Annotated in this window: 17 protein-coding genes, 1 tRNA gene and 1 other annotated feature; of the genes, 3 read left to right on the top strand and 15 right to left on the bottom strand. The window is 53.8% G+C overall.

The features are described 5' to 3' along the window. Positions 1-46: 46 nt before the first annotated feature. The 11 genes from E0L13_RS06010 to E0L13_RS05960 all read right to left on the bottom strand — a co-directional run bounded on the left by E0L13_RS06010 (position 47) and on the right by E0L13_RS05960 (position 18,058). On the bottom strand, positions 47-7,267 hold the full coding sequence (locus E0L13_RS06010; RefSeq protein WP_168061006.1) for a filamentous hemagglutinin N-terminal domain-containing protein: 7,221 nt from the start codon (positions 7,265-7,267) through the stop codon (positions 47-49). A gap of 39 nt (positions 7,268-7,306) precedes the next feature. After that, on the bottom strand, positions 7,307-8,944 hold the full coding sequence (locus E0L13_RS06005; protein ID WP_168061004.1) for a ShlB/FhaC/HecB family hemolysin secretion/activation protein: 1,638 nt from the start codon (positions 8,942-8,944) through the stop codon (positions 7,307-7,309). Positions 8,945-9,418: 474 nt separating this feature from the next. Then, positions 9,419-9,847, bottom strand: a complete 429-nt coding sequence (locus tag E0L13_RS06000) for a C-GCAxxG-C-C family protein (RefSeq protein WP_168061002.1) — start codon at positions 9,845-9,847, stop codon at positions 9,419-9,421. Between the two features lie 53 nt (positions 9,848-9,900). Beyond that, positions 9,901-11,046, bottom strand: coding sequence for an aldo/keto reductase (locus E0L13_RS05995; RefSeq protein ID WP_168061000.1), 1,146 nt, complete (start codon positions 11,044-11,046; stop codon positions 9,901-9,903). A 74-nt stretch (positions 11,047-11,120) separates the two neighbouring features. After that, positions 11,121-11,597: a GNAT family N-acetyltransferase gene (locus E0L13_RS05990; RefSeq protein WP_168060998.1), complete on the bottom strand. Its 477-nt coding sequence runs from the start codon at positions 11,595-11,597 to the stop codon at positions 11,121-11,123. 243 nt (positions 11,598-11,840) lie between these two features. Next, entirely contained in the window at positions 11,841-12,419 is a 579-nt protein-coding gene (locus E0L13_RS05985; protein WP_168060996.1) for a sigma-70 family RNA polymerase sigma factor, read from the bottom strand. 173 nt (positions 12,420-12,592) lie between these two features. Then, a complete protein-coding gene (locus E0L13_RS05980; protein WP_168060994.1) occupies positions 12,593-13,333 on the bottom strand; it encodes a hypothetical protein in 741 nt (246 codons plus the stop codon). 19 nt (positions 13,334-13,352) lie between these two features. After that, positions 13,353-15,098 carry a YadA-like family protein gene (locus E0L13_RS05975; RefSeq protein ID WP_168060992.1) on the bottom strand — a complete coding sequence of 582 codons (1,746 nt, stop codon included), beginning with the start codon at positions 15,096-15,098 and terminating at the stop codon, positions 13,353-13,355. Positions 15,099-15,679: 581 nt separating this feature from the next. Further along, a complete protein-coding gene (locus tag E0L13_RS05970) occupies positions 15,680-15,865 on the bottom strand; it encodes a hypothetical protein (protein WP_168060990.1) in 186 nt (61 codons plus the stop codon). A gap of 204 nt (positions 15,866-16,069) precedes the next feature. Beyond that, the gene (locus E0L13_RS05965) at positions 16,070-16,867 is read right to left on the bottom strand and encodes an Rpn family recombination-promoting nuclease/putative transposase (protein WP_168060988.1); all 798 of its coding nucleotides are present in this window, start codon (positions 16,865-16,867) and stop codon (positions 16,070-16,072) included. 207 nt (positions 16,868-17,074) lie between these two features. Next, on the bottom strand, positions 17,075-18,058 hold the full coding sequence (locus E0L13_RS05960) for a YeiH family protein (RefSeq protein WP_168060985.1): 984 nt from the start codon (positions 18,056-18,058) through the stop codon (positions 17,075-17,077). Between the two features lie 110 nt (positions 18,059-18,168). Between E0L13_RS05960 and E0L13_RS05955 the strand changes: the two genes are divergently transcribed. Further along, on the top strand, positions 18,169-19,065 hold the full coding sequence (locus E0L13_RS05955) for a LysR family transcriptional regulator (protein WP_240924669.1): 897 nt from the start codon (positions 18,169-18,171) through the stop codon (positions 19,063-19,065). 83 nt (positions 19,066-19,148) lie between these two features. Here E0L13_RS05955 and leuB read toward each other — a convergent pair whose 3' ends face one another. The 4 genes from leuB to E0L13_RS05935 form a co-directional block, all read right to left on the bottom strand. After that, positions 19,149-20,216, bottom strand: coding sequence for a 3-isopropylmalate dehydrogenase (leuB, locus tag E0L13_RS05950; protein ID WP_168060983.1), 1,068 nt, complete (start codon positions 20,214-20,216; stop codon positions 19,149-19,151). 2 nt (positions 20,217-20,218) lie between these two features. Continuing rightward, positions 20,219-20,707 carry a 3-isopropylmalate dehydratase small subunit gene (locus E0L13_RS05945; RefSeq protein WP_168060981.1) on the bottom strand — a complete coding sequence of 163 codons (489 nt, stop codon included), beginning with the start codon at positions 20,705-20,707 and terminating at the stop codon, positions 20,219-20,221. A gap of 1 nt (position 20,708) precedes the next feature. After that, positions 20,709-21,968 (bottom strand): 3-isopropylmalate dehydratase large subunit, encoded by a 1,260-nt coding sequence (gene leuC, locus E0L13_RS05940; RefSeq protein WP_168060978.1) that lies wholly within the window; start codon positions 21,966-21,968, stop codon positions 20,709-20,711. 70 nt (positions 21,969-22,038) lie between these two features. Beyond that, positions 22,039-23,670, bottom strand: coding sequence for a 2-isopropylmalate synthase (locus tag E0L13_RS05935; protein ID WP_240924668.1), 1,632 nt, complete (start codon positions 23,668-23,670; stop codon positions 22,039-22,041). 187 nt (positions 23,671-23,857) lie between these two features. Then, positions 23,858-24,101: a binding site (T-box leader), on the bottom strand. A gap of 218 nt (positions 24,102-24,319) precedes the next feature. On the opposite strand from E0L13_RS05935, the gene E0L13_RS05930 reads away from it, so the two are divergent. Next, a tRNA-Arg gene (locus tag E0L13_RS05930) sits at positions 24,320-24,394 on the top strand. A 63-nt stretch (positions 24,395-24,457) separates the two neighbouring features. Then, complete coding sequence (locus E0L13_RS05925) at positions 24,458-25,189, top strand: type I 3-dehydroquinate dehydratase (protein WP_168060976.1); 732 nt, start codon at positions 24,458-24,460, stop codon at positions 25,187-25,189. The last annotated feature ends 34 nt before the right edge of the window (positions 25,190-25,223 follow it).

Genomic DNA, 25,223 nt, shown 5'->3' with positions numbered 1-25,223 from the left:
AAGAACGTCTGCCGAAGCAAACGTTCTTCTTGTCTAGTTATTATGTTTACAGCTCCATGCCGCCGTCGACAAAATGGATTTCCGCTTTGCGTTCGCGGAAGTCTTTATCCCGATCGAAGGGATCGTCATGATAAAGGTAATCCCAATGGCTTTCGGGAATGATTATTCCAGGAACATCGAGAACGGCGTCCAAATCATATCCTAACCAGTTTGGATTATGCTTAGCAAAGGCAATCTGCTGTGACCACAAATAATGTTCCTCTGCTCCGCTGCCATGGAAAATTAAATGGCTCGTGCCGCCGCTCCTGGTATTATTATAAGCATTAAACCCATCGGCTGCGCCAATGAGCCGGCCTGTCGCAGGGTCATAGGATGCCTTTGTCAGGAACACCTTCAGCAACGGCGTGCCGTAGCCGTCATAATTCTTCCAAAGGCTCCCGCCGTTGTTGTCGAAAGCAAACCCTGCATACGATCCATGAGCCTTCCAATAGGTGCTGGCAGCGTCTGCAGCGTATCCGTTCGTTAACGAACCGCTGCCGCTGTGCACAAGGCCGGCACTTCCTCCAACAGCTGCATATACGTTTTCTATAGAACCGTCGTTGGTGCCGACGATGGCGCCGCCATTGGCTATCGGACTTGTATTGTACCCATTAGTCAATGTCCCGCCAGCAGTATTCCAGCCGACTAACCCGCCGACTGTTGTACGGCCGCTGACCATTCCGCTGCGGCCATCTCCATCAAAAATCGTACTGAACACTTGGTCTATCGTACCGCTGTTCGTGCCGGCAATGCCGCCGACATTGGAGCTTCCTGCCGCGGCAATCGCTCCGGTATTGTAAGCGGCTGTCACGGTGCCGCTGTTTGTCCCGACGAGGCCGCCGATGTGTTCGCCGGCTCCGCCAGTCTGGATTTCGCCTGCATCAACTACTTTATTGCTATTAGCATCGTTCCACGTGCCGGCAGTGATGACGCCGTTGTTGTAGACCTGATATTTGTAGTAGCCATCGGTCTCATCGCGGCCGCCGGAAAGCTGGCCCTGATTGTCGCCGATGAGGCCGCCGACGTTAGTCATGCCTGCGACCTGGGCTCCTGCTTCATTTACGACATGAGACTTGGAAATCGTGCCCGTATTGGTACCAATAAGGCCGCCTGTTGCGCCCTTGTTTCCTGCGACGATGCCGCTGTTGGTCAGGGCTGCGTTCGTAATGGAACCGCTGTTTTGGCCGAAAAGTCCGCCGGCGCCGCCATCATCCCCCGTCGCCTTCACTTCGCCCGTATTGGACGCTGTCAGTCCGTCAAAGTTCGCCTTATTTTCCCCGGCCACGCCGCCGACATATGCACTGCCGATGACGTTGCCGGCATTGCCGACCGTTCCCTGCAGCGAGCCTTCATTTAAGCCGGCAATGCCGCCGACGAACGCCGCGCCGTCTGCATAGACATCGGCTTCGGTCATGGCGTTGGTAATCGCCGCGCCCTTCTCATTGATGCCGGCCACGCCGCCAAAGTACCGGGCGTCGCCGCTGCCGGGCTTGACGTGCAGCTCGACTGTGTTTTTGATATTTTCCAGCGCGCCGTCTACATAGGTGTTATCAATGATGCCGCCCTCGCCATTGCTTCCGGCTACGCCGCCGACGTATTCACGGCCCGTAATCTTGCCGCGGTTGACCAGGAGCGGCCCGTCCGCACCCTGCCCGTCGCCGGCAGCGGAAATCGTGCCGACGTTTTTGCCGGCAATGCCGCCGACATAGCTGTCGCCTGTTATGGCCGCCGAGCTGTCGTTGACAATGCGCTCCATCTTAGCGCCCTGCTGATTAATGCCTACCAGGCCGCCGACGTAGGCTTGACCGGTGATTTCGCCGTTGTTGCGGCCATTCTGCACAATGCCGCTGTTATCGCCGATGAGGCCGCCGACATATTGGCTGTCGGCTGTCCCCGTAATATTGGCGGCGTTGACGACGTTGGAAACGGTCTTTCCGCTGTGATTTACGCCAATGATGCCGCCGGCGTTTTGTTCGCCGCTGATAATGCTTTCATTGTAGGCGTTGTACATCGTCCCGTCGTTGATGCCGATGACGCCGCCGACGTTGCTGCTGCCGGAGTCGCCGCCATTGGTCACGCCCAAGGAATCGATCCGGTACACGCCGCCGGTATTATAGCCGACGACGCCGCCCAGGCCGCCGCTTGAAGCCGTACCATCTGACGTGACGGCACTGTTGCTGTAGCTGAAATCGACGACGCCGTCGGCTTCATTCGTACCGGCAATACCGCCGGCTATCGCTTCTCCGCCCTTGGCAATGACGCTGCCGACAGCTTCTACGTCGTAAATCCCTCGCTTGAAATTAACCGCTCCGGCAGCTTCATCAAAGGCAGCGTCGCCGTTCCGATTGATGCCGGCAATGCCGCCGGCACTGCCCTGGGAGCTGATGGTATTGCCAAAGGTATTGACTTGCGCAATCGTGCCCTCATTCACGCCGGCTACGGCTCCGGCCGTTTCCGTACCGTCAAAGGTACTGCTGTAAATATTAACGTTTTTCACCGTACCGGACGCGCCGATTTGCGAGAAGATACCGGCGTGTTCCACAGACTGCACATTGCCGTCAGCCCCTTTCGCCGCATCCAGACCGATAATATGATGGCCCCGGCCATCGAAGGTCCCCATGTAGCCGTCGCTGCCAGTACCGATAGCCGTATAGCTGGTCAGATTGCTGGCATTGATGTCCTGCTTCAGGGCGTAGTTGTAGTGGAGGGCCTCCGTATCGTTGCTGTCGCCATCAAGTCCATTTTTATAAAACGTTTGAATCCCCTGCAGCTGCTCTGCACTATTTACCCACAGGTACATGAAATTATTGGTATGGACCCCTTCTTCTTGTGCAATCGACTGCCCGTTGACAGCAGCATTCATGCTATTGAATTTATCTCTAAGCCCAAACTGGCTGCCAAATTTTTCAAAGGTGTATTTTCCAGCCGTTTTATCCCACAAGTCGACAGCAAATTTCGCATCGCCCGATGCTGCATTCAAGGCAATAGAAGGCCCATTGCCATCGCTGAAATGATCCATAAACTGACTAAGCCCTGTCACCGAATCCGCAGCAGTGCCCTGTCGGGCCTGCACTTGGCCGATATGGGTAATGTCGAGGACGACTTCGCTGTGTTCCCCTGTGCTTTCCAAGGTCAGACTGCCGCCGAGGGCCAAGTCGCTGTCGACGAATACGTCGCCCCGGCCAGTTACGGTCAGGTTGCCCTGCGTCGTAATCAGGCCATCCTGCTTATTGCCGAAATAGAGGCGGGCATGGCCCTGACCGATAGACTCAGTCTGGCCATTGACGGTTTTCGTACCGGCTGTAATCGTAATATCACCGTTTTTCGTCGCCGGATTATTCGTCGTGTAAGCAAACCAGTTTCCTATAGAATTTACGTCCTGACGCGGGTCAGATACAATATCCACGGTTCCGGCCTGCCAGGTGCCGTCGCTTGCCGCTGCGAGGCCGGGAATCGTGACAGTCTCGCCATCCTTTGCCGAGGTCAGCGTACCATATACGTCCACATCGCCGGCTGTAATGGCAATATCGCCTTTTCCGCCATTGCCCGTCGCCGTCACGTCGCCATATACCGTAACCGTTCCGTCAGCATTTAAGGAAACAGATGAGCCGTACAAGGCCGCACCCGTACCCAGCCCCAGGCCGGCTCCGTCCTTGGCATTCAGCGTCAGCGCACCGTCGCTGTACAGCAGGCCGCCGTAATATGCCGCATCAGCCGCCGTATCGACGCCATTCAAGGTCAGGCCGCCGCCGTATACGGCCAGCCGCCCTTCGCCAGACAGACCTAAATCACTCCAGTTAAAGGTGACATCCTGCTTCGCCCTGACGATGGTCAGCAGGGGATCATAGGCTGTACCGTATTGCACCGAGTCTATTCCCTTCATCCCATCGGGATGAGCCGCCGTATCGCCGAAATACTCCGCCGACTTCGGCATAAAGGCATTTAAAATCGGCGTGGTCTGGCCTTCGTAGATGCGCCAGTCTGTCGAAAAGTTTAAGTTTTTATAGAAATCCTTCGATTGCCGATCTGCATACGCAATTCTGGTGCCTTGCTTATCATTGAGATCGGTAAATATCGATGTATCCTGCGGCGCAATGTAATATCCACTACCATTAGTTACAATTGCCCTATCACCAGTTCCTGTGCCATATAAACTTCCTAAGCCTATTGTAGTGGAATTACCATCAGCGTCAGCGGCATATAAATTTCCTGTCGTATATACATTGGTCAACGTGGCAGGACCGCGGCCAATAATACCGCCAACAGAATTATTGCCTATCATACGATTCTTTACCTGATAGCTGCGAATCGTGCCTAAATTATATGCACTCTCTATGACTCTTGAATTACTGGAACGAGAACCCGCTCCGACTATGCCGCCAACCGAGCTGGTGCCGCTACGATTGCCGCTAGGATCATTGTTTACTACGGTTATATTGCCCGTATTAAAGGAGTTGCTGATTGTTCCACCAAAAAAAAATCCAGCAATGCCGCCGACTACGTTATATCCGTTATATATATCGCCAGCATTATACGATGTATCTACTATGCCGTTCAGGCGGCCGACAACGCCGCCGACATGGCGGGCATAATAGGTATAGGTCTTGTCGCCGATTTCTCCTTTATTATACACATTATACAGCAGGGCCCTGGCCACATTACCACTTTCCGTCGTATCGCCGACAACGCCGCCGATATTAGCAGCAGGCAAATTATCAGCAAGACCTGCTATCCTTGTCGTCTTGACAGTACCTAAGTTATAAGCGTCAGCAACTTCGCCATTAAACATCATGCCGGCAACGCCGCCGATGTTTATAAAGCCGCGGATATCCCCTGTATTATAGCTTTCGCTGACAGCTGCCTCTGCCGTACCGTTCTTTATGTCCGCCAGTTGTTTGGTACTGACCCGCTCCAGTTTGCCGACAATGCCGCCGGTATTGCCGGCTTTACTGGCATCACTGACAGCCTCCTTCGAAGCAATCGGCAGCGAATGAACTGCGCCGCTATTGGCACTGCGGGTCACATACACATGGCCGCCGTTCAAATACCCGGCTATGCCGCCCATATTGCCGATAATAGTTTCTTCTGAACCTTCCTGCTTGTCCTTGTCCTTATCATCGCGCACCCATTCGGTGGCAAATCCAGCTGCATTGCGTGCTCCCGTTGCCATGATATCGCCGCCGTCATTTAATCCGGACGCAATCGTATACGTCCCATTGTCAGATTTGCTGCCGAAATACCCGGCAACGCCGCCGACGTTATGCGCGCCGCGGACAGTATTTTCCCGGTTTCTGGCAGCGGTAATATTTGTATTCACCGCTTTGCCGACAATGCCGCCGACATTTCCGGCAGCAAAGAAATCCTGCCCCTCCTGGATATGGCTGCTGATATTCCCATCATTCAGGACCTGAAAAAGCAGGCTGTCATGGGTTGTCCCATCGCCGCTGTCATAGGCACTGCTGATTCCGGCGATGCCGCCGGTATTGGCGGCCTGCACTGTTACTGTTTTTCCCTTAGACGGGAAGTTATAGGAATGATATGTATAGTCTTCCGTCGTATAGCCCTCTGCATGTACATCACCATGATTTTCCGCATGCTGTACCGTCGTGCCTTCCATATTCCCCACAATGCCGCCGACATTATAGGCCCCGGTTACGTCCAGGCCGTTGTAGACCTGTCCGTCTGCAGCTGCTTCATTGCCGATAGCAGACAGGAGGGCATGACCGACTAAGCCGCCTACGTTGGAGCCGTCACCGTATATGTCGCCGATATTATAGCTCATCCCTTTGATGTTGCCGTTATACAGATAGCCGATCAGGCCGCCGGCATTGCTGACCTTCTGACCGCTGCCGTCTGTACTGCCTTGGCTGCGGATCGTTCCCATGTTGACGAGATGGTCAAAGACCGCGTCTGCAGCGACGTCTTCGGGCTGGCCTGCCGCGCCGACGTTATCTACGGTAGTACCACTGTACCCGACAATACCGCCTACATCGGTCTGGCCGGTGACAGCCGTGCTGTTCGTCGCATGGCGAATATGCGTATGCCCCACGGCCGCACCGGCAACGCTGCCGACGAAATTGCGGCCCGTGATGCTGCCGCCGACTAAGGCAACGTGATTGATGTCAGCATCATGACCTACGCCGAACAAGCCGACGTTATCCGTATCGCCGCGGTTGATAGTCAGGCCGAAAATGTTGTAATCCAAGCCATCGAATACGCCGTAGAAGCCGTATTTGGCCGCATCACCTGTATGGCTTACGGTTACCTTTCCGTCTGCGCTGACGCCGATGGGCTTAAAGCCTTCCTGATCGGCGTCGCCGTCTTCATCATGCCAGGATGCCGTCCCCGTCGCGTCAATACTGTTCCGCAAGGCGTATTTCCCGCCCAGATTGGTGTCCATGGCCTGCAGCTGCCGGGCATCTTCAACCCACATGTAGCCGCTGACATCTTTTGCCGTGCCGTTTACCTTTACATTACGGAAGGTCTTCTCTTTACCAGCGTAGGTTTTGTTTTCTCCATCGTAAGCATCATAGCCGAGAATGACTGCATCGGCGTTGTCCGTAATGACGGAGAACCGATCGTTCTTTTTATTCTCTTCGTCGCGCACCCGTTCGGTGTCGATGACGATGCGGCCGTTGCCTTCAAAGGTGACATTGGCGGCGTTGATATTGCCCAGGCTCATGAGCTCGGCGTCCGTACGGGTCCCTCCGCTCATAATCGTGGGAACGTCCTTTCCTGCAAGGCTGCCCTGCAATACATCATTCAAATTCTTATTGGACACGTACAGGCCGTCGGCGTTGATCTGGGCGCTGGGACCAATCTGCACGCCGGCAGGATTGACGACATAGATCGTGCCGCCTGCCGCGTTGATGGTGCCGTAAATCTGCGACGCATTGCCGCCATTGACGTAGTTCAGGGTATTGAAATTCGCTGTATTGGCCGAGAAATTGACGACGGCATTGGCCCCGATGTTGAAGCTGTTCCAGGTAATGACGCCGTTCTTCCCGTTCTGCTGGATATTCATGACCGGATTAGTCGCCGTGCCGGCATTGTCATTCAGCCCCGTATGACCGCCCATGACGGAATGGCCGCCCATGGGCAGCTCGTTATTCGGCACAACGGCGGCTGCCCCATAGACTGCCGGCGCCGTATACAGTACGGCTGCGCCGGCCAGGAGGCACAGCCGTATGCGGTGTGCTAAGTAATCGTATCTTGTATATGTCTTCATATGGCATTCCTCCACCATACTCTTTAATTTTAATATCAGTTAAAACATTTTATAAACTTGGAACCACCACCGGCTGTCATGGTCCGCAGGCTCCGACCAGTCGCGGCGGCCGTCGATCTTGCGGGCCCAATCGAGCTGGACGTACCAGTCGTTTGGCTTGCTGTAGCGCAGGCCCAGGCCCCAGCCGGACAGATGCTCACTGTAGCCCGACGACTTGTTATTGGCATAGCCGGTGTCGATAAAGGCGGCGGCCTCCAAGCCCTCAATGCCGGTCTGGCGGCGGATTTCCGCACTGCCCAGCCAGCCGGCGTCGCCGTAGCCGTCATTGCTGCCGTAAGCCCGGACGCCGTTCATGCCGCCGAGGTAAAACTGCTCGCTGCCGTCCAGGGCCCGGTTGGCCAGCTGTCCCTGAAAGCGGACGCGGTAGTTCCACGGGCCGTCATACCATAGCTTCAGCAGGCTGCCGGTCAATTTATGATAGGTGCCGTCGAGATAGGAGCCGCCGTCCGTATCCATATGGCCGTACCAGTAGATCAGGTCGTACTGGGTAAATTCGTTGGGATAATACTGACTGCCGCTGAGGCCGGCATGCCAGACGTCAGCCTGCTTGCTGACCTTGATCTCCGGCACGTGTCTGTCCCGGAAGCGGTAGCTGTCTTCAATATTCCGATGGTCGTAGCCGTAAATAGCCGTCAGGCGGTTCATGCGGTCGCGGTACAGGGGCGTCATACCGTAAAGGCTGATGCCCTGGGATTTTCCCAAAGACGTATACCAGCTGTTCGTATGAAGCTCGTACTCGCTCCGGCTGAAGGCCGCGCCGAGGCGCGTGCCGTCATAACCGGCCGGCGTTTCGTAGCGGACGCTGTAGTTCTGCACGTCGTGGCTGGACATCATGCCGCTCAGGGTAATCTTATCGCCGTTATGGCCGGGATTATTGATTTCTGTGTTGAAGCCATAGCGGTACCGCCCGGAGTAATAGCCGCCGCCGTTGTCGGCAAAGACGTAGTTATTCCATACAGGACGCCGCTCGGCCTGCACGTCCACAGCCGTCGTTCCCGCTTCCCGACCGGGACGCAGGATAGCCTTGGCCGTCACGCCGGACAGGTCGTTGAGGTTGTTCATGGCCAGTTCCAGCGGTTTATCCGTCATGACCTCGCCGGGCCGCAGGCTGTGCAGGTACCCCTGCAGCACCGAGTCGGCTACGTCCGTCCTATTCTGCACAAGGCGCACTTCATCGTATTTAGCAACGTAGACCTTGATTTCCAGCTGGCCGCCGGCGATTTCCTGCGGCGGTACGACAGCCTGAGCCACAGGGTAGCCGCAGGCCTTGGCATAAGCCGTCACGGCGCCGGTCAGCTCCTGCAGCTCCGATACCTTCACGCTGCGGCCGCTGTAAGACTGAAGCAGCGCCTGCAGGCGTCCATAGTCGTCCGGCAGGGCAAAGCCCGTCAAGGTAATGTGACGGATAAAAAAGGCCGGATCGCCGTCTGTCCCCGTATTGCCGGGACGGTATATCCGAGACGATGCTTCATCTACTACGACCTCCTGCCGGCCCGTCCGATTGTACGGATGGTCCGTCACGGCTTCCTTGTCAAAGGTCGGTATAGGCGACTGGGCCCAGGCCGGACAGGTCAAAAGCATACTGAGAACCATCGCTGCATAAGCGGTTTTCGTCATAACGTATCCTCCTTCTATGTGCTCAACCTATCAAATGCATGTATACTGGCAGCGTTAAATCATAGCAGATATCGTGAAAATATTTTATGATTACAAAAATATATGTTATCTTAGATTTTTATTATCTAATTTTGATGCAAAAAAATATAATTCTCAAGGCCGTTTCTTAAACATCCCTGGTATTCCCCGCCTATCGTGAGGATATTCTGTCATGATTTCTGCCTATATTTAACATTTATAAGAAAATATTATTATATTATTTATTCTTATTATTTTTTACCATTTATGTATACATTCTTATCATATACTATTTTGCTACATCTGACAACAACTTCTCCATTCGGATATCGAATATTACATATAATTTATATGTTATTCATAACCTTTATCTCATACATGACGTTCTTTGCCGTGCAGCCCGCAAAAAAAGAGCAAAACCCCATAAGGCTTTGCTCTTTTCTGTCGTCCATGCCGTTATTTCAACAGGCCTTTTTCTTCAATAAAATCGGACACCATGTCGGCTGCCGTCGCCGTGATCTGGATACACTGCTTGCGGTATTCAGGCGTGCCGAAGCTCAGGCGGTTCAGGGCCCGGCAGCACGTCGTACCGAAATGGGCTTTAAAGCGGTCGTGAAACTCATGCGTGTACTGATATACTTCAGGCAGCTCCTTTTCCGACGGGTCGAGACGGCCGACCAGGGCGCTGATAATCAGGCAGGAACCGCTCAGCGCGCCGCAGACGCATCCCGAACGTCCCAGGCCGCCGCCTAAGCCGCAGGCCATGCGGATGGCCACATCGGGAAGGTTTAGGTTCATGCTGTCGTTGCAGGCCTTGACGACCGATTCGACGCAGTTATTTCCTTCTAAATGATATTTCTCGGCAAGCTTGTATACACTTTCCAATTCATAACCCCTCCTATGATATACTTAGGGGATTATTATACCATGAATGGACATTACTTGCCAAACAGGGCCGCCGCGTCGGCCATATTCCGCCGTATGTCGACAGCGAAGGGACAGCGCGTTTCGCAGGCGCCGCACTGGATACATTCCGACGCCGTATGCGGCAGAACGGCGTAATGCTCCCGCACCGTTTCGGGAATATCGCCCTGGGCCTTGCACAGATTGAGGAATTTCGTCACAGCTGCCACGTCGATGCCCTGGGGACAGGGAGCGCAGTGGCCGCAGTACATGCAGTGGCCCTTCCAGCTGATGTTCGGGAAGGACGCCAGCGCCGCAGCGTAGTCCTTTTCTTCGTCAGAAGCGTCTTCGTAGGCCAGATTCTGCTTCATTTCTTCGATAGTCCGCGCGCCGTTCATAATCGAAGCCACAGCCGGACGGTCCAAGGCGTAGCTCATACACTGGAACGGCGTGATAGCTTTTCCGGCCGGCGACATATCGCCGCGGAGCAGGTCGCCGCCGCCGAAGGCCTTCATAACCGTAATGCCTACGCCCAGGCGCTGGCACGTTTCATACAGCCGCTGCCGCTGGGGGTCCATGTTGACCAGAGGCTTGGCGTAGCTTTCGGGAGCCCACAAGAGCTCGAGATTTTCATTGCCAGGCTGCAGGTCGTAGCAGGGATTGACGCTGAACATGAGCACGTCGATGAGGCCGCTTTCGACGGCTGCCAGCGCCGCCTCCGGGTTATGGCTCGACATGCCGATGCTGGCGATGACGCCGGCTTCCTTCAGGGACACGGCATATTTCATGATGTCGCCGTCCAGAATCTGCTGCCAGTCCGCCAGGGAATCGACGTAATGAACCATGCCGACCTCCAGATGGTCTGTCTGCAGCCGCTGCAGCTGGTCTGCAAAGCCGGCCTTTACGTCCTCGATGTCGCGGGTTCGCTTATACTGTCCGTCCTTCCAAATGGTACACAAATGAGCCTGCAGGACAAACTTATCCCGCCTTCCCTGCAGCGCCCTGCCCAATGCGTCGCGAAAATCCGGATGGGGCGCGTACAAATCGATGCAGTTGGCCCCATGGGCTTCCATAACGTCGATAAAATCCTCCGTCCATTCGGGATGCTCTACCATGCCTTCACAGCCGAAGCCGATTTCGCCGACGGAAAGGCCCGTCCGCCCTAATACTCTGTATTTCATTGCCATACCTCCTGTACACAGTACCTAATATGACAAGCATAGCACATGAAGTCGGCTCTAAGTCAAGCCGTTGCTTACAAATCCTTCTGCAGGAAAACAGCCGGAATGGGATTGTCATAATACGGCGGGATTTCATAAAATCCATAGGCCTTGTACAGACCCATAGCCGCCGTCATAAAGGGCAGCGTGTCCAAGCGCATATGGCAGTAGCCGATTTGCTTCGCCGCGCCGATGCATTCCTCCAGGAGCCGGCGGCTCAGGCCCCGTCCCCGGTATGCCGGCCGGATATACAGCCGTTTCAGCTCGCAGCACATCTCGTCAAGGCGATGGATGGCCGCGCAGCCGACAAGACGGCCGTCGTCACTGCAGACGCCGTACAGCCGCCCGTCAGGCAGGCCGTATTTTTCCGCTGCCTGGGCCAGCTCGTCGCCGTAGCCCTGCGCCGCCAGGCAAGCCTTCACCGTTTCATCCGTCTCGACCAGCATGGCCGTATACTCCTGAAACAGCTGCCGTATATCGTCCAATCTGTCATAGGCCAGTATAATGTTCATGGCGATTCCTCCCTTGCCGATACTATCTCTCGCAGGCTGTACTCCTTAAAAGCGATTTCAATAAGCAGCCCAAAAATAAAGGAATGTATACGTACCCTCTTCATACAAATATGGCTGCGGGCAAACGTTACACTACTCTGTCTTCATTATATGGGAAAGCTTCTTCCTCTTCAACAAAGCGTGAGCAAATATTACATTATAAACCGCTATTTCATGAGGAATCGCTTAGGACCTTTACATGGCCTACCAGGCATGGAAGCTCATAGCCCGGCAAAACTTCGCCATAGCCGCCTGTGTCAGCTTGTAAGCCTGAGACCGGGACAGGCCGCAGCGTCGGGCTATATCAGCATAAGTCAGGTCGGCATGATACCGCAGATGGAGAAATTGCCGTTCTTCCTCCGTCAGACCATTCAGGCCCTGTCGGACGAGGGCCTGCAGTTCCGATACGACAGCCTGACGATGCGGGTCCTGTTCGTCGCCAACGGATAGACTCAACACCTCGGCAATTTCGTCGAGATGAAAAGCCGTCTCCACTGACTCCATATAAGCCTTAAACCGCCGGCTTTCTCTTTTAAACACCCGGTCTACAGCCCGGCGAAAGGCTTTATGGGCTTCGTCGTCACAGGACAAGTCAAAGGCATGGACGCATTCCAAAATCGCCAGCTGGGCTACCGACACGGCCTCATCCAGCGAGCCGTAGCAGTACCGATGCCGTCGGGTATACTTGCAGATCAAGGGCCGGAACTGCTGCAAGATCAGCAAGGCCGCCGCCTCCTCGCCCTGCTGGGCTCTGGCAATCCACTGGCGTATGGTTTGATTCATGAAAGAACCCTCCTAGTTTTGAATATGAAGAAAGGAGGTCTCTCACGTTTTTCTGAGACACCTCCTCTATATCATGGCTCCATGCCGTTTGGCGGCAGAGCCTTAGATGCTGTACTGCTGACGTATACAGCAGCGTACCGCGATTTTCTTATTTATGAACGATACATTCTTCCTTACTCCACGCTTTCCAGCAGCTCCAGCAATACGGTGCCGTCTTCATTCAGCGTGCCGTACACGGTGCTGCGCTGTCCCAGCGGCACATAGGCCCCATTCATCACTACGTCCACATGGCCGCCGGCTTTCGGCCCGCCCCAGAACCGCATGACTTCATCTTTTTCTACAGTAGCTACTGCGCTGCCTGCAAAGGCAATCTTAGTCCCTGCCGGCTGCTGTGCGATTTCTGTTACGGCGACTGGCTGATACTGGCTTGTATCCTGCACATTGGCCATATTATAGGTGTAATAATAGGCATTGTGGCTCTCGCTCAATGCATGGTCATACGCCGCGTCTCTTCCCGCATGTACGTCTACCAGCGTTTCTTCTGTCCCGTCCCCGGCTCGCTGCGCAGCCTTTTCTATCTGCACTGTCGGGTCCTTATATTCTACCTTTTCCATTTTGATGAGCTGGCCTTTTTCATCTTCTACTACCTGCCCCCGGACGATAAAGGGATGCTTATTCAGCATTCGCCCGCCGTGCTTGCCAAGGTCCATGCGCAGCTCATGGCCCGCTGCATCTGTTACCCGATAAATAGTTCCTGCTTCGTGGCCGACAATTTTTACCTGCATGGTCACCGCTGCCGCATCGCCCGCCACGGCCTGTTCCGCTGCCGAAGACACTCCGGATACAGCGCTGAGACTAAAGAGCAGGCACCCTGCCGCTAACGCTGCCATATGTTTCTGATTGATTATTTTCATGACCGTTTCCCCCTCTTCCTTAGCCTCTGCCTTCAATGACTCGTACGCGCTGAATGTGCGGCGTGCCGTCGTTGTAATGGGTCAGGGTATCTACCTTAATGCGGGCCAGCTCCGGCGCAAATTCGTCGACCATGCGCTGGTCTACTTGTACGCCCTGGGTCATCAGGCGATAAATGACGGCGGCCATTTCATACCGCGTCATGAGGCGGCTGCCGTCGAACCTGCCGCTGGGGTAGCCCTCCAATATGCCGTTGCCGGCAACGGCTGCCACATAGTCGTACGCCCAGTGAGTTTCCGGCGTATCCGGGAAAATTTCCGATTTATAAATATCAAATCCCTGGCCCGTAATGCCGTTGACCATGGCCTTCAGCTCGGCCATCTCGGCCCGCAGCTCTATGATTTCCTTCGCCATGGCCTTTTTGGAACGGGACTGGTGGCTATGCTGGCCAAAACGGATGCTTACCCCGGCATTGACCATTTCTTCCCCGTTGCCAATGGTGCCGCCAATGCTGAACAGCGTGTCGTCATTCGGCTGGTAAAAGGCGCCGATAGCCGCCGCCGTGGAATCCTTGTAATGCCCGATCCCTGCGCTGAAACTGAGCTTGTCATCGGGATCAAAGTCAAGGGGATGCAGCGCTGCCAAGGCGGCCGCTCCTGCGCCGACCTTATTGATCTTATCATCCAGACGGTTTACCTTACCGTTCAAATTCGTTACCTGATTCGTAATATTTTGTTCCAGTCTGTTCAGCTGATTCACATTGACGGCATCAGTGCCTGCCGTGCCTTCTGCCACATTGACAATTTTATGGTTGTTCATGTCAATGTTATTTTCGTTGATGGTAATATCGCCGACCTTTACGCTGTCGTCGTTAATGGTTACTTTATCACCTACAGTAATTTTGTCTTTAGAGATATTTACATCACCAATATTAATGTGTTCATCTGTGATGCTTACACTATCGCCAACAGTTATTTCTTCGTTGACATGAATATTGTCAATACTAAGGTCTTTATTCAGGCTGATGTCATAATATTTATTCCCCTGTGCATCCGTATCCCACTTGATCAGCAGGTTGCCATCACCTTTTTCAGGCACATAATCTCCGCCAAGGGTCGGTTTATCACCGACAGGGGCAGTATTTGTGCCGCTAGTTACAGCACCGTTACCGGCAATGTTTTCTGCTTGTCCGCTATTTGCAACACCTGTTTCACTACCGGAAACATTATCGGTATTTCCGTTAGTAACGGTATTATTGTCAACCGTACTATCAGTATTGCTACCGCTGTTAGTTCCTTTATCATTACCGTTAACGGTATGATAGTGGTCTGAGTTTTTAAGTTCCTCTACATCAACTTTAATACCGTCAATCTGATTCTGTAAATTGCCCGCTACCTGATACAGCTGGCTGCCGTTAATGGCGTCGGTGCTATCTGCCGAAATTCTGCCGGCAGCTACGTTGGTTATGGTACGTTCAAAACCTTTATAGCCGACACTGACTGTACCACCTGCCGCTTGCCAGCCCGCAAAATCACCGACTTCGACTTGTTGCCCCCATAACCATTCATTATCTTTATCCCAGTCAGAAGCAGTTGCAACTAAATCGCCTTCGGATTTATCTTTATACCCGCCAACGCCAGCTTCATCATTGGACGTCGCGCCTAAAGCAACATTGTTTTGAGAACCAACAGATACATTATAACCTAGAGCAGTACCAAAAGCTCCACTTGCATCACTCCAAGCCCCTATTGCAGTACCATATGGCAATATCCCTCCATACATTCAATTTACGATATGTAATACATGATATTTCGCCTGATTTCTATATTTTTCAACACCATCTATGCAGAAAACACATCGTCCTTAATCCTGCACGTTCGTCAGAAGCAAAGGCACTGATGCTTTTTTCTTTTCCATCTCATGCTTAAACATGCGCAATGCATGCATATTATTAAACACATTAGTCCACCCCATAACAATTACCGTATACAGGTATATTTCTATAGATTCAGCAGGTATACTGATGCTGTTTCTTTAGTACGTAAAAGGATAATATACAGTAATTTATTACATGATAAAAAGAATTTCATTTTACATACTGTCGAATCGCCGCACTGTATCTCCCATGCCGTATAAGCAATATGCCCGCCTATAATTCTATGCAGGAGGCTTCTTCCGTACAAAATATGAACGCATGGCTCATCCCTCTTTGTTTAAAAACCTGACAGCTTATATTAAACCGTCATACTGCGCCGCCATACTTCGTCAATTATACGGCTTTATCCCGACTTTCTCTGCGAGATCCACCTATAAAACAAGACGTCTGCTTGCGCAGACGCCTTATACAACTATAACAGATGATTCTTCTTGCCTAGTTCTGTAATATATTCTACTGAAACTCTTGCATATTTTGCTATGGTTTCTTTCGCAACCCCATCTTTCAGCATCGCCAATATCATCTGCAACCGTTCTTCTTCTCTGCCCTCTTCCCGGCCAAATTGTCTTTGTCTCTCTAATTCCATTGCCAGCGTCACATATTCTCGCCTCGTTTCCTTGTGTTCCTTAACTCGTATTACTTCTCTTTCTACGGCCTTTACAAATGCGCCTTCTGCTGCCTTGCCGTCTACGTACCGCAGAAAAGCCCGTACGTCCGGATCCAGCGTATCGTTGTCGCCGCAGCAAAAGAATACGTCATCCTATAAAATAAGACGTCTGCTTACGCAGACGCCTTATATCAGCTACAACAGGTGATTCTTCTTGCCTAGTTCTGTAATATATTCTACTGAAACTCTTGCATACTTTGCTATGGTTTCTTTCGCAACCCCATCTTTCAGCATCGCCAATATCATCTGCAACCGTTCTTCTTCCCGGCCAAATTGTCTTTGTCTCTCTAATTCCATTGCCAGCGTCATATATTCTCGCCTCGTTTCCTTGTGTTCCTTAACTCGTATTACTTCTCTTTCTACGGCCTTTACAAATGCGCCTTCTGCTGCCTTGCCGTCTACGTACCGCAGAAAAGCCCGTACGTCCGGATCCAGCGTATCGCTGTCGCCCTTGCTGTTCAGGAATATCTTCGTTCCCTCGTCGCCCAGCTCCAGCCCTTCGGTTTCAATGCACCGATTTCTAAATGTATACATAGGCAGTCCTGCATCGAAGGCATCAAAGGTACAAATAAATATGATATAAGACGGTCTGAGCTTATTATACACTTCGCCTTTTTTCAGCATATCCATATCTATCATAGCCTGATAATAGCGCGTCCGTTTCGCCAATCCGCTGTCCTGCTCATCAGTACACTGCATTTCAATGTTAAATACCCGTCCTGTATCGTCTTTAACATACACATCCAGGCGTACGCTCTTGCTGTCCAACCGGATATCAATCGCCTTTTCCGTATCGGGATAGGTAATATCGGCTATCTTAATTTGCAGTATTTTCTCAATCAAATACTGACACAAGCGCTTATTGCGCATAACCTTTTGAAATAAGAAATTGTCCTGTATAGTCAGTTCTTCCCAGTTCTTGATCCGCTTCACTTGTAGTATACCAAACAACTGTACGCCTTGGCAATGCATTACCTATGCCAAAATCGCAGTATACCTATATAGAAATATGGTCTGCAGTGCAGCTGCCCGTTTTCCCAGGCAGACAAGCCGGAAGCAGCAAAATATGCTCCTTCTCCCTAGGCTGTATTCTGCAGAGAAAGAGCATATATGAGACGTGTTTGCTGACGATGCCGCGGGCTATATCAGGCCCGTCATGTGCTGCACGATAAGGCTGACGGCCGACACGCTGAACCAACAGACCAGGCCCAGCAATATCGGCCGGATACCGTTTCGGACTAAGGAACGCAGGTTGGTACGCAGGCCGATGGCCGTCATGGCTACGATGATCATGAATTTCCCCAGCTGACCCAGAAAATGAGATACGTCCGCCGGCAGGATACCGATCGTATTGACGACAGAGGCTACGACGAACCAGGCGATAAAGTACGGAAATACTTTTTTCAAGCTGAACGTGCTGCCCTGGGCGTCATCGTGCTTGCGGCGAGCCATGATAACCGCCATGACCAGGCAGACCGGCACGATCATAAGGGCCCTGGTGAGTTTCGTAATGGTTGCCAGACTGCCTGCTGTATCGCTGTACGAATAACCGGCGGCGACAACGGACGACGTGTCGTTGATGGCCGTGCCGGCCCACATGCCGAAGCCGGCGTCGCTCATGCCCATGAGATGCCCCAAAAATGGAAAGATGAACACGGCGGCAATATTGAACAGGAATATAGTTGAAATAGAAAAGACCACGTCCTTTTCCTTCGCCTCAATGACCGGCGCCACGGCGGCAATGGCTGAGCCGCCGCAAATGGCCGTACCGGCGCCGATGAGGGTCGTCGTCTTAAATTCCAGATGAAGAAGCCGGCCGACGACGATAGCCACGAGAAAGGCCGTCGCCAGCGTACAGATCATGACCGACACCGATTTTGCTCCCGTATCCAGCACATGGTATAAGTTCATTTCAAAGCCGAGCAAAATAATCGAATACTGGAGCACCTTCTTGCCCGTATAGGCAATGCCCTCTTCCAGCACGGCAGGCCGCCGGACAGAGGCAAAGACCATCCCCAGCAGAATCCCGAATACGGGCCCGCCGATGATGGGGAAATACTGGCCCAGGAAATAGGCCGGAACAGCAAACACCAAGGTAAAGGCCAAGCCTTTCCATACATTCATGCAGATACACTTCCTTCATATCGTATTTGAAAACGTCATGAAAGAAGTGTATCATGGTATTATGTATATGTAAAATTGTATTATTTTATCGTTTTAATAGGTGATTCATTATGGATATTTCTATGACGCTGCGCCATCTATCCGTCTTTCTCGCCGTCTGCGAGGAAAACAGCATGACCGGCGCGGCCAAGCGGCTGCACATGACTCAGCCCTCAGTCAGTCAGACGATCCGGGAGCTGGAAGACGACTACGAGGTCTGCTTATTTGAACGGCTGGGACGGCGCCTGTACATCACGCCGGCCGGCCAGAGCCTGCTGTCCTATGCCCGGCAAATTCTGTCGCTGACATCCCAGGCCGAGCAGGCCCTCCATTCTTTCAGCCGGACGGCGCCTGTCCGCATCGGCGCCAGCGTGACCATCGGCGAGGTCTTCCTCGTCGAGCTGCTCCAGCATCTCAAGAAAGGCAGCCCTGCCCAGGAAACGCTGTCGGAAATCCACAACACGAGCGAGCTGGAGCAAATGCTCCTGCGTGACGACATCGACCTGGCCCTCGTCGAAGGCGACATTTCGTCGCCCTATTTGCTGTCTTCCCCCTTCATGGTCGACGAGCTGGTCATCGTCGTGCCCCCCGATTGCCCCCTGGCCCAGCGCGCGTCACTGTCGGTACAGGAGCTGCGCAGCCTGACCATGTACCTGCGCGAGGAAGGCAGCGGCACGCGGGATCTCTTTCTTCAGACCATGGAGCAGCATCACGCCGCCGTGCGCATTGCCGGCTCGTTCAACAATACGGAAGCCCTGAAAAAGGTCGTCATGGCCGGCCTGGGCGCTACCATCCTGTCCCGCCGCCTCGTAGACGAAGACATCGCCGCCGGGCGCCTCGCCCTCCTGCCGGTAGACCGCGTCGCCTTCAAGCGCATCTTCAAAATCGTCCGCCACAAGGACAAATTTATCACGCCGCCCCTGCAAGCCGTCATTCAGGCCTGCCAGCAGCACGACCAGTGGTTTTAAGAGGCTTCTTAAGGATATATAAAAAACAAAAGGGAAACGCCTGCGGACAGGTCGTTTCCCTTTTGTCTACTGGGGATGATATATCAGATATATTGACATACGACGTCGGTCATCGTATGGGTATCTGCTTTTTTGAAGCCCTCTTTATACAGGTCGGCTGTACGCCAGCCGTCGGCCAGGGCCTTGTCGACGGCTGCTTCGATAGCGTCGGCAGCGGCGTCTTCGTCTAAGGAATAGCGCAGGAGCATGGCTGCCGACAAAATGGTAGCGCAGGGATTGGCTATGCCCTGGCCGGCAATGTCCGGCGCCGAGCCGTGAATGGGCTCGTACAGGCTGGTAAGCTCGCCGATGGAAGCCGAAGGCATCATGCCGATGGAACCGCCCAATACGGCTGCTTCATCGCTCAGGATGTCGCCGAAGAGGTTACCCGTGACGATGACGTCGAACTGCGTCGGGTTCAGGGCCAGCTGCATGGCGCAGTTGTCGACGTAGTAATGATTCAGGACGATGTCGGGATAGTCCTTGGCTACGTCTATGACGGTGCGCCGCCACAGACGGGACGTAGCCAGGACGTTGGATTTATCGACGGACGTGACCTTGCCGCGCCGTTTCCGCGCCGCTTCCATGGCAAAGCGCGTAATGCGCTGTACTTCGGGTACGCTGTAGTTTTCCAGATCCCAGGCCCGTTCGACGCCGTTGTGGATTTCCGATTCGCATTTATCGCCGAAGTAAATGCCGCCGATGAGCTCGCGGACGATGACGATGTCCGTGCCGGTAACGATGTCCGGCTTCAAGGGCGAATACTCGGCCAGTACGGGAGATACTTTGACGGGACGGAGGTTGACGTACAATCCCAAGGCCTTGCGCAGGCCCAGGACGGCCCGTTCGGGGCGGAGGGACGGTTCGACGTTGTCCCACTGGTCGCCGCCGACGGCTCCGAAGAGGACGGCGTCGGCCTTCTTCGCCGCTTCGACCGTATCGTCGGGCAGTGGCGTGCCGTATTTGTCATAAGCCGTGCCGCCGGCGTCCTTCGTCTCGAAGGTCAGGCCGATATGAAATTTGTCGTCTATTTTCTGCAGCACCTTGACGGCTGCGTCGGTAATTTCCTTGCCTATCCCGTCGCCGGGAATGACTACGATATGCTTAGACATGCTTATTTATACTCCTTCACATAGTTGATTAATCCGCCGGCCTTGGCGATATCCTGGATAAAGCCCGGCAGGGGCGGCGCCTGGAAGACGTCTCCTGTCGTCTTATCGACGATTTTCCCCGTGGACAAGTCGACGTCCAGCACGTCGCCGGCCTTGATTTTCTCCACGTCGTCGCCGATTTCCAGTACGGGCAGGCCGACGTTGATGGCGTTGCGGTAGAAAATGCGGGCGAAGCTGGCGGCAATGACGACGGGCACGCCGGAGGCCTTAATGGCGATGGGCGCGTGTTCCCGCGACGAGCCGCAGCCGAAGTTATGGCCGCCGACCATGATATCCCCTTCCTGAACATTTCCTGCAAAGGTTTCGTCAATGTCCACCATGCAGTGCGACGCCAATTCCTTCGGGTCAAAGCTGTTCAAATACCGGGCCGGGATGATGACGTCCGTATCTATGTTGTCGCCGTAGCGCCAAACCTTTCCTTCTAAACTCATGTTACTGAACCTCCTTCGGTGCGGCTATCTTGCCGAGAATTGCGCTGGCAGCGGCGACCTGCGGCCCTGCCAGATATACTTCGCTGTCGACGTGGCCCATGCGGCCGCGGAAATTGCGGTTCGTCGTGGACACGCATTTTTCGCCGGCGGCGAGGATGCCCATGTAGCCGCCCAGGCAGGGGCCGCACGTCGGCGTAGACACGGCGCAGCCCGCCGTAATGAAGGTTTCGATATAGCCGGCCTTCATAGCGTCCATGTAGACCTGCTGGCTGCCGGGGATGACGATGCAACGGACGCGGGGATGAACCTTGCGTCCCTTCAGGATCGACGCGGCGATTTCCAAATCTTCCAGACGGCCGTTCGTGCAGGAGCCGATGACGACCTGATCGATGGCGATGTCGCCGAAGGTACCGATGACCTTCGTATTGCCCGGCAGATGCGGGAAAGCTACGACAGGCTTCAGTTCGGACAGGTTGATGTCGACGGTCCGGCAGTATTCGGCGTCTTCGTCTGCTGTGACGACGTCGTATTCGTAGGCGATGCGGCCTTTTTCGTAGGCTATCGTCTGTTCATCGACGGGGAACATGCCGTTCTTCGCGCCGGCTTCAATAGCCATATTGGCAATGGTCAGGCGGTCGGTCATGGTGAGGGCCGCCACGCCTTCGCCGGTGAATTCCAGCGATTTGTACAAGGCGCCGTCGACGCCGATCATGCCGATGAGAGTCAGCATAACGTCCTTGCCCGTAATGTCGTCGGGCTTTTGACCCGTCAGATGGACGTTGATGGCTTCGGGTACCTTAAACCACGCTTCGCCCGTCGCCATGGCCACGCCTAAATCGGTCGAGCCGACGCCGGTGGCAAAGCCGCCTAATGCGCCGTACGTACAGGTATGGGAGTCAGCGCCGATGGTCAGCATGCCCGGCCCTACGATGCCCTGTTCGGGCAAGAGGACGTGCTCGATGCCGACGCGGCCCACTTCAAAGTAATGGGTAATTTCGTGTTCTCTGGCAAAATCGCGGACGATTTTCGCCAAACCTGCCGATTTAATGTCCTTGTTCGGCGTAAAGTGGTCCGGCACCAAGGCGATTTTATCTTTGTCGAAAACGGGCCGGCCGATTTTATTGAATTCGGCGATAGCCGGCGGCGCCGTAATGTCGTTGGCCAGTACCATATCTAACTTGCATGTAATCAAATCTCCTGCTTTGACAGAAGGAAGACCGGCATGCTTTGCCAGTATCTTCTGCGTCATCGTCATTCCCATGTGAGTCTATTCCTCCTCTGATAGCAATATAGTGGGCGCGCCGTCGCCGGCGCACCCCTGCGTTGTCGGTTTAGTGTTGTCCTGCAATAGCCTTGAATTCGCTGACCGCTGCCGGGTCGGAAGTCAGGTGGCGGAAGCGGACGCGCTGGGCCATGCCCTCCATGCGGTTGATCGCCGTGATGAAGGCGAAAATCGAAGCGGTCATCGTATCCGTATCGACGCCGGCGCCCCAGGTCGTGCGGCCCTGCTTGTCCGTCAGGCCGAAGTAAGCGATGCCGCGCGAGTCAGAGCCGCGGTCCAAATCATGTTCGCTGTACACGAGGTTGTCGATTTCGATGCCGTAGGCTTCGCAGATGGCGTTGCTGATGGCGTTGAGCTGGCCGTTGCCCCGTCCTTCCAGGATGACCTCTTCTTCGTCGGCCTTGACTAAAATCTTGCCGATCCACTGGCCGCCGAATTTCTGGACGAAGAAGTTTTCCACCTTCAGAGGCCAGCCTGCGTTCAAGTAATGCTGCTCGAATACGTCGTAGATTTCAGCCGGCTTGAGCTCCTGATGCTTGTGATCCGATACGCTCTTGACGAAATAGCTGAAATCTTCGCGCATCTTCTTGGGCATGTCGATGCCGTAGTTCTGCTCCATGATGAAGCCTACGCCGCCCTTGCCGGACTGGCTGTTGATGCGGATGACGTCGGAGTCGTAGGTACGTCCCACGTCGTGGGGATCGATATACAGATACGGGCAGGTCCAGTACTGCTCGTTTCCTTCTTCGCGGAAATGCATGCCCTTGGCGATGGCGTCCTGATGGGAGCCGGAGAAGGCGGCAAAGACCAGCTGGCCTGCGTAGGGCTGTCTGGGATGAACATGCATGCGCGTCACCCGTTCGTACGTGTCGACGAGCTTGGGCATGTTGGAAAAATCCAGCTGCGGGTCGACGCCCAAGGCGAACATGTTCATGGCGACGGTGACGATATCGACGTTGCCCGTCCGTTCGCCGTTGCCGAACAATGTCCCTTCGACGCGGTCCGCCCCGGCCAGGAGGGCCATTTCCGCGTCGGCTACGCCCGTGCCGCGGTCGTTATGCGGATGGACGGACAAGACGACGTTGTCGCGGTATTTCAGGTTCTGCGACATGTAGGCAATCTGGGCGGCGAAGACGTGCGGCATGGACATCTGCACCGTCGACGGCAGGTTGATGATGGCCTTGCGGTCAGCCGTGGGCTTCCATACGTCCAGAACGGCGTTGCACACCTCCAGGGCGTATTCCGGCTCGGTACCGGTGAAGCTTTCCGGCGAATATTCGAAGCGGTAGTCGGCGCCGGCTTCGTCTGTCAGGCGCTGGAGCAATTTCGCGCCGTCGACGGCAATCTGCTTAATTTCTTCCTTGGACATGCGGAAGACCTGCTGCCGCTGGGCGAAGGACGTCGAGTTGTAGACGTGGACGATGGCGTTTTTGACGCCCTGCAGGGCCTCGAAGGTCTTGCGGATAATGTGCTCCCGAGCCTGGGTCAGTACCTGGACGGTCACGTCGTCGGGAATCATGTCGTGCTCGACGAGGTAGCGCAGGAATTCGTATTCCGTTTCCGACGCTGCCGGGAAGCCTACTTCGATTTCCTTAAAGCCCATGGCCACGAGGGTCTTGTAAAATTCGATTTTTTCATCAAGGCTCATAGGAATGATGAGGGCCTGGTTGCCGTCGCGCAAATCGACGCTGCACCATACGGGGGCCTTGTCGGGGGCAATCCTTGTATGCCCATGACATATCGACGACAGGGGGCATGTAATACCCTTTTTTGTAATGTTCTACGTTTCTCATACTTCCATCTCTCCTTGATCATGAAATACATACGGCAAATATAACATAATCAAAATAAAAAAATCTTCCGCCTCGTTAAGAGACGAAAGATATCCTTACGCGTTACCACTCTCATTCATGCCCAAAGGCATGCTCTCTATAGGTACGGACATATCGTCGATACCCTCCTGTTTGTTAACGGCCAGGCCCCGGCTCCACCTACTGTCGTTTCAGCGAGCTGCTTAGAGACGAGTTCACTTCCATTCCGTTGCTGCTTCTCACCATCCAGCAGCTCTCTGCAAACTTTCTGGAACCTACTATTTCTCTTCAACGCATTTTTATTTTGACTTGTTGATGTGTATATTATCACAAGAAAAACGTCTTGGCAAGGGAATTTCTTAAATTTTACAAAAAATTATTAAGTTAAACCTTTTACTGTCGCCAGTATATTAGGAAATATACCGTAAAAATAACGGTTTCAGCAAAAAGCGAATCTATCTCTTGTATTTTCCGGCAAAACGTGGTAGACTAGTAAAGTATTCGCCGAGAGCCATACATGCGCCTATAGCTCAGGGGATAGAGCACCGGTCTCCGGAACCGGGTGCGTAGGTTCGAATCCTACTAGGCGCACCACCTATGAAGCAGCCGTAAAGGCTGCTTTTTGTATATCCCGCCATTTAAAAGGAGGTTATCGTCATGTCTCAATTACCGGGCCTGCACCTGCGCGAGTCCCATCCGCAGCTTTGCCTCACCCTGCGCGGCGAAACGATCGAAGAGCTCAGCGACGCCGTCCGCGCCTTGTCGGAATATCCGGCCGACGTCATCGAATTCAATGCCGCAACCTTTAACGGCGTCAGCAATTTCTCTCAAATCGGCAATGCCCTGCTCCTCATCACCAGTCCGCTCCGCGACCAGCGGGTCGTCTTCTCCTGTCCCATGGCCGAGCTGCCGGAGTATTACCAGACACAGGACGACTACTACGACATCTTGTTTTTCGCCATCCGCACGGGCCTCATCGACGCCGTAGAAATCGAATCGACGCTGGATATAGACAAGATCGACGAGCTGGCCGACGAAGCGACCGAAGCCGACATCATGCCTATTCTCACCATCCGCTGCGACGGCCCTTTCTCGGAATCTGATTTTGCCGACAAGTTGTTCTCCGTCGTATCGGAAGATATTCTCGCCTACCACATTATCTGCTCTCCCCAGTCGGACGAAGAGCTGGCAGAAATCATGGAATGCCTGCACAGCTGTGAAGCCGTCCATGAAGACACGCAGTTCATCATCGAAACGAGAGGCTCGTACGGAAAAGAAGCCCTCAAAAACGGAAACACCTTCTCGTCGCCGATCCTCTACGCCGCGCCGGAAGAAACGGAAGACAGACTGTCCGTCGCCGAACTGCACGACATTCTTCAGGCAAAATAAACTGCAACTGACATACTTATACATGCAAAAGCAA

This window comes from Megasphaera sp. SW808, assembly GCF_012027795.1.
GTDB lineage: Bacteria > Bacillota > Negativicutes > Veillonellales > Megasphaeraceae > Megasphaera > Megasphaera stantonii.
Note: the sequence above shows the minus strand (reverse complement) of the source record. Positions and strands in the feature narration are given on the sequence as shown.